Source organism: Pseudomonas sp. SM4, assembly GCF_051913165.1.
Classification (GTDB): domain Bacteria; phylum Pseudomonadota; class Gammaproteobacteria; order Pseudomonadales; family Pseudomonadaceae; genus Aquipseudomonas.
This window is the reverse complement of sequence record NZ_JBODOE010000004.1, coordinates 522138-535338: the sequence shown is the minus strand read 5'-3', so window position 1 is coordinate 535338 and position 13201 is coordinate 522138. Positions and strand designations below refer to the sequence as shown.

The window sequence follows — 13201 nt, the reverse complement described above, 5'->3', positions numbered from 1 at the left end:
CAGCAGCCTCATTTGCTGTCAAGTGATTATTTTCAGAAGTTTTCGAAGAATTCTTCAACAACTTCAACCACTTGCGCTTCAGATCTCTCATCAGCGGGAGGCGAATTCTACAGCGTTACACGCTGCTGTCAACACCTCTTTTTCAACTTCTTTCTGGCTTCGATGAACTGAAGCACTTGCTGCCGAAACCTACATAACTCATTGAATCTCAAGGAGTTTTCCGTTTCGACTGCGCCGGAAGTGGGGCGAATTATAGACATCTGAAATCTGCCGTCAACACCTATTTTCATAAATCTGTCACATCGGTCAAAAAAGCCCGAAAACGCGAAGGCCGACCCCAAGGGGTCGGCCTTCGCTACACTGCCCTTCTGCTTACAAACTAGGGAACGCGAACTGCGAGGCTTCATGGCTAGCACGCTGTGGCCAGCGCTGGGTGATTGCCTTGCGACGGGTATAGAAGCGCACACCATCCGGACCATAGGCATGCAGGTCGCCGAACAGCGAACGCTTCCAGCCGCCGAAGCTGTGGTAAGCCACCGGCACCGGCAGCGGTACGTTGACGCCAACCATGCCGACTTCGATTTCGTCGCAGAACAGACGCGCCGCTTCACCGTCACGGGTGAAGATGCAGGTGCCGTTGCCGTACTCGTGATCGTTGATCAGTTGCATTGCCTCTTCCAGGCTGTTCACGCGAACGATGCACAGTACCGGGCCGAAGATCTCTTCTTTATAGATGCGCATCTCCGGGGTGACGTTGTCGAACAGGCAGCCACCGAGGAAGAAGCCTTCTTCATGACCGGCCACGCTGAAACCACGACCGTCGACCACCAGGGTCGCGCCCGCTGCCACGCCGTCATCAACGTAGCCGCTGACTTTGTCGCGCGCCTGACCGGTGACCAGTGGGCCCATGTCCAGACCGCAGGAAGTGCCAGCACCGATTTTCAGCGCCTGAATCTGTGGAACCAGTTTCGCTACCAGCGCATCCGCCACCTGGTCGCCAACACACACGGCAACAGAAATCGCCATGCAGCGCTCGCCGCACGAACCGTACGCCGCGCCCATCAGTGCGCTGACCGCGTTATCCAGATCGGCATCCGGCATCAGCACCGCGTGGTTCTTCGCGCCGCCCAGTGCCTGAACGCGTTTGCCGCGTTTGGTGCCTTCTGCATAAATGTATTCAGCAATTGGCGTCGAACCAACGAAGCTCAGCGCTTTGACTTCCGGCGCTTCGATCAACGCGTCCACCGCAGTCTTGTCACCGTGGACCACGCTCATCACACCTTTCGGCAGGCCGGCTTCCAGCAGCAGCTGAGCGATCAGCAATGTCGAGCTTGGGTCACGCTCGGACGGCTTGAGGATGAAGCAGTTGCCGCAGACGATCGCCAGCGGGTACATCCACAGCGGCACCATGGCCGGGAAGTTGAACGGGGTGATACCGGCTACGATGCCCAGCGGCTGGAAGTCCGACCATGCGTCGATGTTCGGGCCGACGTTGCGGCTGTACTCGCCCTTGAGAATTTCCGGGGCGGCGCAGGCGAACTCGACGTTCTCGATGCCGCGCTTCAGTTCACCGGCGGCGTCTTCGAGGGTCTTGCCGTGTTCTTCGCTGATCAGTTGCGAGATGCGCGCTTCGTTCTGCTCGAGCAGTTGCTTGAAACGGAACATCACCTGCGCACGTTTGGCCGGTGGCGTGTTGCGCCAGGCCGGGAACGCAGCTTTGGCGGCATCGATGGCTTTCTGGATGGTTTCGCGGGTGGCCAAAGGCAGCTTGTGGATAGCCTGACCGGTGGACGGGTTGAACACATCAACCGCGCGACCGTTCTCGGTCACCAGTTCGCCATTGATCAAATGCGGGATAACGCTCATCGAAAACTCCTGAATTTTTGTTCAGCGGGCGCCCATTGAAGGGTGCCTTCTATATATAGGTAGCTTTGTGGGGGAGCCGGATGTCTTTGGCGCTCTTCAGAACGCCTTCGCGAGCAAGCTCGGCTCCCACAGGTTCTGCGTGGAATCAGTCGAGCTTATTCAGCACTTCGCCGACCGCGTCGAACAGACGATCGAGGTCTTGCGGCTTGCTGTTGAAGGTTGGGCCGAACTGCAGGGTGTCGCCGCCGAAGCGTACGTAGAACCCGGCTTTCCACAGGGCCATGCCCGCTTCGAACGGACGCACGATGGCGTCGCCGTCACGGCCGGCAATCTGGATCGCACCGGCCAAACCGAAGTTACGAATGTCGATGACGTGCTTCGAGCCTTTCAGGCCATGCAGCGCGTTTTCGAAATGCGGCGCGACTTCCGCGACGCTCTGCACCAGGTTTTCCTTTTGCAGCAGGTCGAGTGCTGCCAGACCAGCGGCGCAGGCCACCGGGTGTGCCGAGTAGGTGTAGCCGTGCGGGAATTCCACGGCGTACTCCGGGGTCGGCTGATTCATGAACGTCTGATAGATCTCGGAGCTGGCAATCACCGCGCCCATTGGGATCGCGCCGTTGGTGACTTGCTTGGCGATGCACATCAGGTCCGGGGTGACGCCAAAAGTGTCGGCACCGAACATGTTGCCGGTACGGCCGAAACCGGTGATCACTTCATCGAACACCAACAGGATGTTGTGCTGATCGCAGATCTCGCGCAGACGTTTCAGGTAACCCTGTGGCGGCACGAGTACGCCAGCGGAACCGGCCATAGGCTCAACGAATACGGCGGCAATGTTCGAAGCATCGTGCAGTTCGATCAGCTTCAACAGCTCATCGGCCAAAGCGATACCGCCCTGCTCCGGCATGCCACGGGAGAACGCGTTGCTTGCCAGCAAAGTGTGCGGCAAGTGATCGACGTCCATCATCGCCTGACCGAACAGTTTGCGGTTGCCGTTAACACCGCCGAGGCTGGTGCCGGCGATGTTCACACCGTGGTAACCACGGGCACGGCCGATCATTTTGGTTTTGGTCGCCTGGCCTTTCAGGCGCCAGTAGGCACGCACCATTTTCACCGCGGTGTCGGCGCACTCGGAACCCGAGTCAGTGAAGAACACGTGGTTGAGGTTGCCTGGGGTCAACTCGGTGATTTTCTCGGCCAGTTGGAACGACAGCGGGTGACCGTACTGGAAGCCCGGCGAGTAATCGAGGGTGCCCAACTGCTTGGAGACTGCTTCCTGAATTTCCTTGCGGGTGTGACCGGCGCCGCAGGTCCACAGACCGGACAGCGAGTCGTATACCCGGCGGCCCTTGTCGTCGATCAGCCAGCTGCCTTCGGCGCCAACGATCAAACGCGGATCGCGCTGGAAGTTGCGGTTGGCGGTGTACGGCATCCAGTGCGCGTCCAGCTTCAATTGGCTGGCCAGTGGCGACTGAGCGTTTTCAGGCATGTTCATCGGGCAAAACCTCGCAGGGCATAAGCGTCAGGGAGATAAAAAGCGTTGTTGCAGCTAAATTGCCACGGCGATAAAGTCGGTGAAATCCAACTCTTCTAACCTTCAGTTAGAACTCCACTAAACAATGAGAACAATAAGATGAGCAGCCGCCGCCCCGATCCGCTGGCCCAGGTCAGTGATTTTGATATTCGCCTGCTGCGGATTTTTCGCAGCGTGGTGGAGTGCGGTGGCTTCTCGGCGGCGGAGACTGTGCTCGGCATCGGTCGCTCGGCGATCAGCCAACAAATGAGCGATCTAGAGCAGCGCCTCGGTCTGCGATTGTGCCAACGCGGTCGTGCGGGGTTTTCGCTGACCGAGGAAGGTCGCGAGGTCTATCAATCGGCGTTGCAGCTATTAAGTGCGCTGGAAAGTTTCCGCACCGAGGTCAACGGCCTGCACCAGCATTTGCGCGGTGAGCTGATCATTGGCCTGACCGACAACCTCGTCACCCTGCCCCACATGCGCATCACCCACGCCCTCGCACAACTGAAGGAGCGCGGGCCGGATGTGCAGATTCAGATCCGCATGATTGCGCCGAACGAAGTCGAGCAAGGTGTGCTCGATGGCCGCCTGCATGTCGGCGTGGTGCCGCAGGCCAGTGCGTTGTCGGGACTGGAATATCAGCCGCTGTACAGCGAGCGTTCGCTGCTTTATTGCGCGGTGGGGCATCCGCTGTTTTACGTCGATGACAAGCAACTGGATGACGAACGCCTGAACAGTCAGGACGCGATTGCGCCGACGTTTCGTTTGCCGGCGGATATTCAGGCGCATTACCAGGCGCTCAATTGCACGGCCAGTGCTTCTGACCGTGAGGGCATGGCGTTTTTGATTTTGACCGGGCGTTACATTGGTTATCTGCCGGATCATTACGCCAGCCTTTGGGTGCAGCAGGGGCGTTTGCGTGCTTTGAAAGCAGGGACGCGGTTTTACGATTTGAGTCTGGCATCGGTCACGCGCAAGGGGCGGCGCCCTCATTTGGTGCTGGAGAGCTTTTTGGAGAGTCTGGCGGCGACGCGTTGATAATGCGCGCGACGTTGGTTAGGTACAGCAAGATCAAGGGATCGCAGCCTTCGGCAGCTCCTACAGAGAAAATAAGTTGAGCAAGTGGACAGGTTTTTGCAGAGGGGGAATTACTTCGTTCCTTTGATAAGAAGCCTTAAGCCATGCAGCCAGATTCCGCACCGTCCAGCGACTTGATCTACGGCCTCAACGACCGCCCCAAACCACTCGCCGCCACCCTTGCCGCGCTGCAACACGTGCTTGCCAGTTTCGTCGGCATCATCACTCCGCCGCTGGTGATTGGTTCGGCGCTCGGGCTGACGGCGTATTTGCCGTACTTGATCAGCATGGCGTTGATGGTTTCGGGCGTCGGCACCTTTATTCAGGCGCGGCGGCCGTTCGGGATTGGCGCCGGGATGATCTGTCTGCAAGGCACCAGTTTCGCCTTTCTCGGTGCGGTGCTGTCGGCGGGGTTTCTGGTCAAGCAACGTGGCGGCAGCCCGGAAGACATTCTGGCGATGATTTTCGGTGTGTGTTTCTTCGGCGCGATCGTGCAGATCGTCCTCAGCCGTTTCATCGGGCAATTGCGTCGAGTTGTTACGCCACTGGTGACCGGGATCGTTATCACCCTGATCGGCATCAGTCTGATCAAAGTCGGCGTCACTGACCTGGGCGGTGGCTTCAACGCGCCGGACTTTGGTGCGCCGGGCAATCTGGCGTTGGGCGTGTTCGTGCTGCTGACGATCATTCTGCTCAACCGCTCCAATACGCCGTGGGTGCGCTTGTCGGCGATCATCATTGGTTTGGTGCTCGGCAGTCTGGCCGCGTGGTTCAGTGGGAAACTGGTGCCGCAGCCGTTGCCTGACTTGCCGCTGGTGAGTTTTCCTACCCCGTTCAAGTTCGGATTCAGCTTCGACTGGACGGCTTTCCTGCCGGTCGCGCTGATTTATCTGATCAGCACCATCGAAACCGTCGGCGACCTCACTGCCAATTGCATGCTCGCCCGCCAGCCAATCAGTGGCCCTTCTTATATAAGCCGCCTGCGCGGTGGCGTACTCGGCGATGGCGTCAGCTGCATGATCGCCGCGACCTTCAGCGCTTTCCCCAATACCACGTTTGCGCAGAACAACGGCGTGATCCAGTTGACCGGCGTCGCCAGCCGCTACGTCGGGCTGTACATCGGCGCGATCCTGTTTTGTCTCGGACTGTTCCCGATGATCGGCGCGGTGCTGCAACAGATACCGAAACCGGTACTCGGCGGCGCGACTCTGGTGATGTTCGGCGCGGTGGCTGCTGCTGGCGTGCGCATCCTCGCGCAGTCGTCACTGGATCGGCGCAGCATGTTGATCATCGCCACTTCGTTCGGCGTTGGTCTGGGCATCGCCGCGCAACCGAACCTGTTGCACCTGCTGCCGAAACTGGTGCAAAACCTGTTCGACTCGGCGATCACCAGCGGTGGCCTGACCGCCATCATCCTGTGCCTGTTGCTGCCGGAGTCGAAAACCGAAGCCACTGAAACCCACGCGCCGCTGAACAAGATCGAACAGGCGTAACGGTTTTATCGCGCAAAGACTTGTCGGATGCCTGTGGGTGCGCTATCAACGCAACTGGTTGCACCCACAGACAAACCCGGAAGTGCCTATGACCTTTGAAGTCCCAGCCCATGGCGGCAAACCCGCCAGCCGCATTCGTCAGAAAAACGAAGAGACCATTCTCAAAGCCGCCGAAGACGAGTTCGCCCGTCACGGGTACAAAGGCACCAGCATGAACACCATCGCGCAGAATGCCGGGCTGCCCAAGGCGAACCTGCATTACTACTTCACCAACAAACTCGGTTTGTACGTGGCGGTGCTGAGCAACATCATCGAGCTGTGGGACAGCACCTTCAACACGCTCACGGCCGAAGACGATCCGGCCGAAGCGTTGACTCGTTATATTCGCGCGAAAATGGAATTCTCCCGACGACAGCCGCAAGCCTCGCGAATCTTTGCGATGGAAGTGATCAGCGGCGGCGAATGTCTGACCGAATATTTCAATCAGGATTACCGCGCCTGGTTCACCGGCCGTGCGGCAGTGTTTCAGGCGTGGATCGATGCGGGAAAAATGGACGCGGTCGATCCGGTGCATCTGATCTTCCTGCTGTGGGGCAGCACCCAGCATTACGCCGACTTCGCCACGCAGATCTGTCGCGTCAGCGGTCGCAGCAAGTTGACCAAGCAGGACATGGAAGACGCCGGCAACAACCTGATCCGCATCATTCTCAAAGGCTGCGGCCTCACTCCTTCTCTATAAGACGTTTATGCCTTTCACCCTCAGCGGTTTTTGCGAGTACCGCGAAGAGATTCGCAAAAGCCGCTTTATCACCTTCGCCACGCCGATCGGCAGCCCTGCTGATGCGCAGGCGTTCTTTGAACAGCACAGCGATTTCAATGCTTCGCACAATTGCTGGGCGTGGAAACTCGGCGATCAATACCGCAGCAATGACGATGGCGAACCGGGTGGTACTGCTGGGCGACCGATATTGGCAGCGATTGAAGCGCAGGATTGCGATCAGGTCGCAGTGTTGGTGATTCGTTGGTACGGCGGGATTCAACTGGGGACTGGCGGCTTGGCCCGCGCCTATGGCGGTGGGGCAAACAAGTGCTTGCAGACGGCGGCTAAGGTTGAGTTGATCAGTCGGGTGCCGTTGAGTTGTGCTTGCGGGTTTGCCGAGTTGGCGTTGGTGAAGTTACGCGTGGCGGATTTGGCTGGGTTGGTTGTGGAGGAGAATTTTACGGCGAATGGGGTTGAGTTGAAGTTGGCGGTGGGTGAGGCGCAGATTGCGGTGTTACAGGGGCAGTTGGCGGATTTGAGTCGTGGGCGGATTTTGTTGCAGCGGTGAAGCAAGGTCAAAAGATCGCAGCGTGCCGCAGTGCCTACAGGGCTGCGATGTTTTGGGGCGGATGCGAAATTTCATATTCCACAAACTTGCCCACATCTGCTGTGCACCCGACTGTGGATAACCTGAGCACATAACTCTGTAACCCTTCTGTAACGTGGCTTTGCGCGGTTTGTTCACTTTTCGTTCAATTTGCCCGACGAAATGTAATTTTCAAGCATAAACAATCAGTTAGCCGCGTTTATCACCATTAGAAGAAAGCACCACAGTGCTTATGCCCGGCGTTTCGGCTTGCGCACAATAACTGTGGAGCAACCTGTGGATAACCCGTTCATGACCACCGCAGTCGCAGGTTCTGCCTAGCCCCCGCGGGTTTGCTCGTTTTTTGATCAGTTGCCAACGGGCAAAACTGGAGCCCGATCAACACCTTTGCTCCGATTTGGTGCTGCAAATCCCGCCGATTTTCAGCGCAATGCTCTGCGCCGAGCGCTGCCACCCGCAGCCCGCTCGGGTTCCTGACTCAATGGCCAGGAAATTGCTTTATCCACAGGCACAACTTCAAGCAAGTCGAGCCTGCCATGCCAATCGCGCCTCCCCTCCCGCGCCTGCAACTGCGCCACATCAGCAAACGTTATCCCGGTTGTCTGGCCAACGACGCCATCGACCTGAGCATTGCGCCCGGTGAAATTCACGCCCTGCTCGGGGAAAACGGTGCGGGCAAAAGTACCTTGATGAAAATTATCTACGGCGTCACCCAGGCCGACGCCGGGGAAATGCTCTGGCAAGACCAACGCGTCAACATCCGCAATCCGGCGCAGGCACGGCAGTTGGGCATCGGCATGGTGTTCCAGCATTTCTCGCTGTTCGAAACCCTCAGCGTCGCGCAGAACATCGCGCTGGCGATGGGCGCGGCGGCCGGGACTCCGAAACAACTGGAGCCGAAAATTCGCGAAGTGTCGCGCCGTTATGGCATGGCGCTGGAGCCGGAGCGACTTGTCCACAGCCTGTCGATCGGCGAGCGGCAACGGGTGGAGATTATTCGCTGCCTGATGCAGGACATTCGTCTGCTGATCCTCGACGAACCGACGTCAGTGCTGACACCGCTGGAGGCGGATGAATTGTTCATCACCCTGCGCCGTCTCGCCGCCGAAGGCTGCAGCATTCTGTTTATCAGCCACAAGCTCGGCGAAGTACGCGCGCTGTGTCATAGCGCGACGGTTCTGCGCGGCGGGCGCGTGGCCGGGCATTGCGTACCGGCCGAATGCTCGGATCAGCAATTGGCGCAGTTGATGGTTGGCGAAGCGGCGGCGTTGATTGGTGACTATCCGAAAGTCAGCGGCGGCGCGGCGTTTTTGCAGGTGAAGGGCTTGAGCTGGCACAACCCCGATCCGTTCGGCTGTTCGCTGACTGGCATAGATCTGCAGGTACGCAGCGGTGAAATCGTCGGTATCGCCGGGGTTGCGGGGAATGGCCAGGATGAGTTGCTCGCCTTGCTCAGTGGCGAACAAACCTTGCCTCGGGCGGAAGCTGCAACCATTCGATTCGCCGAGCAACACGTCGCCGATTTACGCCCGGACGCGCGACGCAAATTGGGCTTGGCGTTCGTCCCCGCCGAGCGCCTCGGCCACGGCGCGGTGCCGGAATTGAGCCTGGCGGACAACGCCCTGCTCACCGCTTTCCAACAAGGCTTGGTCAGCCACGGTTTGATTGAACGCGGCAAAGTCGAAGCCCTCGCCCAACAAATCATTCAGCGCTTCGGCGTAAAAACCCCGGACACGCAAACCGCTGCGCGCAGCCTCTCTGGCGGCAACCTGCAGAAATTCATCCTCGGTCGGGAAATCCTTCAGCAACCGAAACTGCTGATCGCCGCGCATCCGACCTGGGGCGTCGATGTCGGCGCCGCCGCGACCATCCACCGTGCACTGATCGCGTTGCGCGATGCCGGCGCAGCGATTCTGGTGATTTCTGAAGACCTCGACGAACTGTTCCAGATCAGCGACCGCCTCGGCGCCTTGTGTGGCGGACGCCTGTCGGCGCTGCATAACACCACCGATACGCAACTCAGCGACGTCGGCGGCTGGATGGCCGGCCAGTTCGACAACCCACCTTCTGCCGCCACGGTTTAACGGAGTTTTACTCATGCTGCTTTCCCTCGAACCCCGTGGCCAGCAATCGCGCCTGATGCTGTGGTGCTCGCCGTTACTGGCGGCGGCGCTGACGCTCGGTTGCGGCTCGCTGCTGTTTATCGCCCTCGGCCACGACCCGCTGCAAACCTTGCACACGCTGTTGATTGCACCGGTCAGCGATATGTATGGCGTCTCCGAATTGCTGGTCAAAGCGTTGCCGATTCTGCTCTGCGCTTTGGGTCTGGCGGTGGCGTATCAGGCGCGGATCTGGAACATCGGTGCTGAGGGACAATTGCTCCTCGGCGCACTCGCCGGCAGTGCGTTGGCGGTGAACATCATCGACATGCAAAGCCGTTGGGCGCTGGTGTTGATTCTGCTCACCGGCACCCTCGCCGGCGCGGCGTGGGCCGGACTGACCGCGTGGTTGCGCACACGCTTCAACGCCAACGAAATCCTCACCAGCATCATGCTCAATTACATCGCGCTGAATCTGCTGTTGTTCTGTGTACACGGGCCGCTGAAGGATCCGGCCGGATTCAACTTTCCCGAGTCGGCGATGTTCGGCGACGCCAGCCGTTTACCGTTGTTGATGGAGGATGGCCGCGTGCACGCCGGGGTGTATTTCGCCCTGCTCGCACTGGTCGCGGTGTGGGTGTTGTTGCAGAAAAGCTTTGTCGGTTTCCAGATCAAAGTGCTTGGGCTGGACAAGCGTGCAGCGGGGTTTGTCGGCTTTCGCGAGAAGCGTTTGATCTGGCTGGCGCTGTTGATCAGCGGCGGCTTGGCTGGGCTCGCTGGCGTCTGTGAAGTCACCGGGCCGATTGGCCAATTGGTGCCGCAGGTGTCGCCGGGTTACGGCTATGCGGCGATTACCGTGGCGTTTCTTGGGCGCCTCAATCCGATCGGGATTCTGTTCTCCAGTCTGTTGATGGCGCTGCTGTACATCGGTGGCGAGAGCGCACAAATGACGATGAATCTGCCGCAGGCGATCACCCAGTTGTTCCAGGGAATGATGCTGTTTTTCCTGCTCGCCTGTGACGTGCTGATCCTCTATCGGCCACGCCTGAACCTGCGCTGGGTGAAGCGCACGTCGACCACCGCCGTAACCGCTGGAGCGCTGTGATGGATATCGATCTGTTGAGCAATATTTTCTACGCCATGGTGCGTTGCGGCACGCCGTTGTTGCTGGTGGCGTTGGGTGAACTGATCTGCGAGAAGAGCGGCGTGCTCAATCTCGGGCAGGAAGGGATGATGCTGTTTGGCGCGGTGATCGGTTTCATCGTCGCGCTGAACAGCGGCAACCTGTGGCTTGGCGTATTGCTGGCGATGTTGGCCGGGATGCTGTTGTCGTCGCTGTTTGCGCTGGTGGCGCTGGTGTTCAATGCCAATCAAGTGGCAACCGGTTTGGCTCTGACGATTTTTGGTGTCGGACTGTCGACCTTTGTCGGCGCGGCCTGGGTGGGGAAACCACTGGCCGGTTTCGAGCCGTTGGCGATTCCTTATCTGAGTGAAATTCCGCTGATCGGGCGGATGCTGTTTGCGCAGGATCTGCTGGTGTATCTGTCGTTCGCGCTGTTTGCGCTGGTGGCGTGGGTGATCATCAAAAGTCGTGTCGGGTTGATTATTCAAGCCGTGGGTGAGAACCCGGATGCGGCCAGTGCGATGGGCTTGCCGGTGTTGACCGTGCGTACTCTAGCGGTGCTGTTTGGTGGAGCGATGGCCGGGTTGGCCGGGGCTTATCTGTCGCTGGCGTACACGCCGATGTGGGCGGAGAACATGACCGCCGGGCGTGGCTGGATTGCGCTGGCGCTGGTGGTGTTTGCCAGTTGGCGGGTGTGGCGGTTGTTGCTGGGGGCTTATTTGTTTGGCCTCGCCAGCATCCTGCATTTGGTAGCGCAGGGGTTGGGGCTGGCGATTCCGTCGAGTTTGCTGGCGATGCTGCCGTACGTGGCGACGATTTTGGTGTTGGTGTTGTTGTCACGCGATGCGCTGCGTACGCGGTTGTATGCACCGGTTTCGCTGGGGCAGCCTTGGCAGGCGGGGCATTAGTGCGGTGATTTCAATGGCCCTATCGCTGGCAAGCCAGCTCCCACAGGTTCAGTGGTGATCACAAATTTTGTGCACGGCACAGACACTGTGGGAGCTGGCTTGCCAGCGATGAGGCCCTGACAGGCAACACCTGAGCAATGCCCCACGCCAGTTCAAAGACCAGGAAAACAATCAGAATCGAACTGGCGCCGTGCAGCAAGGCATACCCCTGCCAAGCCGCAAACAAAAACCGCGCCACCGCGTCATACCGTCCATAAAGCGCCTGCGGATCACGAATCCGCAGCACCGCCCACACGCACACCACCGACCCCAACAGATTCGCCATCAACATGTGCACAGGCTGAAACGCCGGCAATTCGCCGGGTAAATCCAGCGCACTCAACAACCCGTGCACAAGCGCAAAACTCCACGGCGTGGCAAAAGCCACAGTAACGATCAAGTCATACCAGGCACTGCCGCGCACCACGTTGCGATATTGCGTTGAAGTCCACATCGTCCTTGCTCCAGAAATTCAGGGAGCAAGCACGGTAAAGCCTGGAGTATGCTCCAGGGTCAATAGCCCTTTTGAGAGTCGCCATGCGCATCGGTGAATTAGCCCTGGCCAGCGCCGTCAGCCGTGACACCCTGCGTTTCTACGAGCAGCGCGGGCTGATTGCGGCGCAGCGCAGTGCCAATGGTTACCGCGACTATCCACCGGAGATGGTGCAACTGGTGCTCTATATCAAAACCGCGCAGCGCCTGGGATTTACCCTCGGCGAGATCGGTGACAGTGTCGCGGCGTTGTGGAACGCGCCCGATCCGGACAACGCTGTGGCGCAACTTCTGCGCGACAAACTGCAACTGATCGAAACCCGCATGAGCGAACTCGACGTACTGCGGCAAGAGCTGCAACTTCGGCTCGGTCAGGCCTGTCCATTGAATCCATGATCCTCATTCATCAAGGAAGCCCCTCATGTCTGCAAAAAACGCACTGATCATCGGCGCCTCCCGGGGCCTTGGCCTCGGTCTGGTGAAAACCCTGCTGGCTGATGGCTGGCAAGTCACCGCCACCGTGCGCAATCCGCAAAACGCCGAGGCGCTGCAAGCGCTGGGCAAGGTGCGGATCGAGAAGCTCGACATGGACGATCAGCAAGCGGTGATCGCATTGAGTCAGCAACTCAAGGGCGAAACCTTTGATCTGCTGTTCGTCAACGCCGGGGTCAAAGGCCCGGCCGATCAGACCCCGGGCGGCGCGACATTGGCCGAAGTCGGTCAGCTGTTTTTCACCAACGCGGTGGCGCCGATCAATCTGGCGCAGCGTTTTGTCGGGCAGATTCGTGACGGCAGCGGTGTGCTGGCGTTCATGAGTTCCGGGCTGGGCAGCGTGACCGTGCCGGACGCCCCGGAACTGGCGCTGTACAAGGCCAGCAAGGCTGCGCTGAATTCGATGACCAACAGTTTTATCACGCAATTGGGCGAGCAGAAGATGACCGTGTTGTCGCTGCATCCGGGTTGGGTGAAGACAGACATGGGTGGCGAAGGCGCGGATCTGGATGTGGAAACCAGCACTCGTGGGCTGATCGATCAGGTGAATGCGTACACCGGCAAGGGCGGGCATCACTTCATCAATTACAAGGGTGAAACGATTCCCTGGTAAGCAGCGAAATCGGAATCCCCTGAAGATCTGCATGACTGGCTAACTGTAGGAGCTGCCGAAGGCTGCGATCTTTTGATTGTAAAAAAAAAAGATCAAAAGATCGCAGCCTTCGGCAG

12 protein-coding genes are annotated in these 13201 nt (G+C 59.0%); 9 read left to right on the top strand and 3 right to left on the bottom strand.

From position 1 onward, the window contains the following. Positions 1–372 precede the first annotated feature (372 nt). Complete coding sequence (locus ACQ4MY_RS10695; protein ID WP_053116963.1) at positions 373–1866, bottom strand: CoA-acylating methylmalonate-semialdehyde dehydrogenase; 1494 nt, start codon at positions 1864–1866, stop codon at positions 373–375. A 145-nt stretch (positions 1867–2011) separates the two neighbouring features. Beyond that, positions 2012–3361, bottom strand: a complete 1350-nt coding sequence (locus tag ACQ4MY_RS10690; protein ID WP_008088681.1) for an aspartate aminotransferase family protein — start codon at positions 3359–3361, stop codon at positions 2012–2014. 138 nt (positions 3362–3499) lie between these two features. Between ACQ4MY_RS10690 and ACQ4MY_RS10685 the strand changes: the two genes are divergently transcribed. The 7 genes from ACQ4MY_RS10685 to ACQ4MY_RS10655 all read left to right on the top strand — a co-directional run bounded on the left by ACQ4MY_RS10685 (position 3500) and on the right by ACQ4MY_RS10655 (position 11449). After that, positions 3500–4420, top strand: coding sequence for a LysR family transcriptional regulator (locus tag ACQ4MY_RS10685; RefSeq protein ID WP_053116962.1), 921 nt, complete (start codon positions 3500–3502; stop codon positions 4418–4420). Positions 4421–4563: 143 nt separating this feature from the next. After that, positions 4564–5952, top strand: coding sequence for a uracil-xanthine permease family protein (locus ACQ4MY_RS10680; protein ID WP_440095017.1), 1389 nt, complete (start codon positions 4564–4566; stop codon positions 5950–5952). A gap of 88 nt (positions 5953–6040) precedes the next feature. Beyond that, complete coding sequence (locus tag ACQ4MY_RS10675; protein WP_008088675.1) at positions 6041–6691, top strand: TetR/AcrR family transcriptional regulator; 651 nt, start codon at positions 6041–6043, stop codon at positions 6689–6691. 7 nt (positions 6692–6698) lie between these two features. Further along, positions 6699–7280, top strand: coding sequence for an IMPACT family protein (locus ACQ4MY_RS10670; RefSeq protein WP_440095016.1), 582 nt, complete (start codon positions 6699–6701; stop codon positions 7278–7280). A 575-nt stretch (positions 7281–7855) separates the two neighbouring features. Further along, positions 7856–9403 carry an ABC transporter ATP-binding protein gene (locus ACQ4MY_RS10665; RefSeq protein ID WP_440095014.1) on the top strand — a complete coding sequence of 516 codons (1548 nt, stop codon included), beginning with the start codon at positions 7856–7858 and terminating at the stop codon, positions 9401–9403. A gap of 13 nt (positions 9404–9416) precedes the next feature. Further along, positions 9417–10523 (top strand): ABC transporter permease, encoded by a 1107-nt coding sequence (locus tag ACQ4MY_RS10660; RefSeq protein ID WP_158832351.1) that lies wholly within the window; start codon positions 9417–9419, stop codon positions 10521–10523. Then, positions 10523–11449, top strand: a complete 927-nt coding sequence (locus ACQ4MY_RS10655; RefSeq protein ID WP_236430746.1) for an ABC transporter permease — start codon at positions 10523–10525, stop codon at positions 11447–11449. The genes ACQ4MY_RS10660 and ACQ4MY_RS10655 overlap by 1 nt, the downstream gene beginning before the upstream one ends. A 58-nt stretch (positions 11450–11507) precedes the next feature. On the opposite strand, the gene ACQ4MY_RS10650 is transcribed toward ACQ4MY_RS10655, so the two are convergent. Further along, positions 11508–11942, bottom strand: coding sequence for a hypothetical protein (locus ACQ4MY_RS10650; RefSeq protein ID WP_440095013.1), 435 nt, complete (start codon positions 11940–11942; stop codon positions 11508–11510). Positions 11943–12025: 83 nt separating this feature from the next. Between ACQ4MY_RS10650 and ACQ4MY_RS10645 the strand changes: the two genes are divergently transcribed. Both ACQ4MY_RS10645 and ACQ4MY_RS10640 read left to right on the top strand, forming a co-directional pair. Further along, positions 12026–12376 carry a MerR family transcriptional regulator gene (locus tag ACQ4MY_RS10645; RefSeq protein WP_008088665.1) on the top strand — a complete coding sequence of 117 codons (351 nt, stop codon included), beginning with the start codon at positions 12026–12028 and terminating at the stop codon, positions 12374–12376. A 25-nt stretch (positions 12377–12401) separates the two neighbouring features. Beyond that, positions 12402–13085, top strand: coding sequence for an SDR family oxidoreductase (locus ACQ4MY_RS10640; RefSeq protein ID WP_440095011.1), 684 nt, complete (start codon positions 12402–12404; stop codon positions 13083–13085). Positions 13086–13201: the final 116 nt, after the last annotated feature.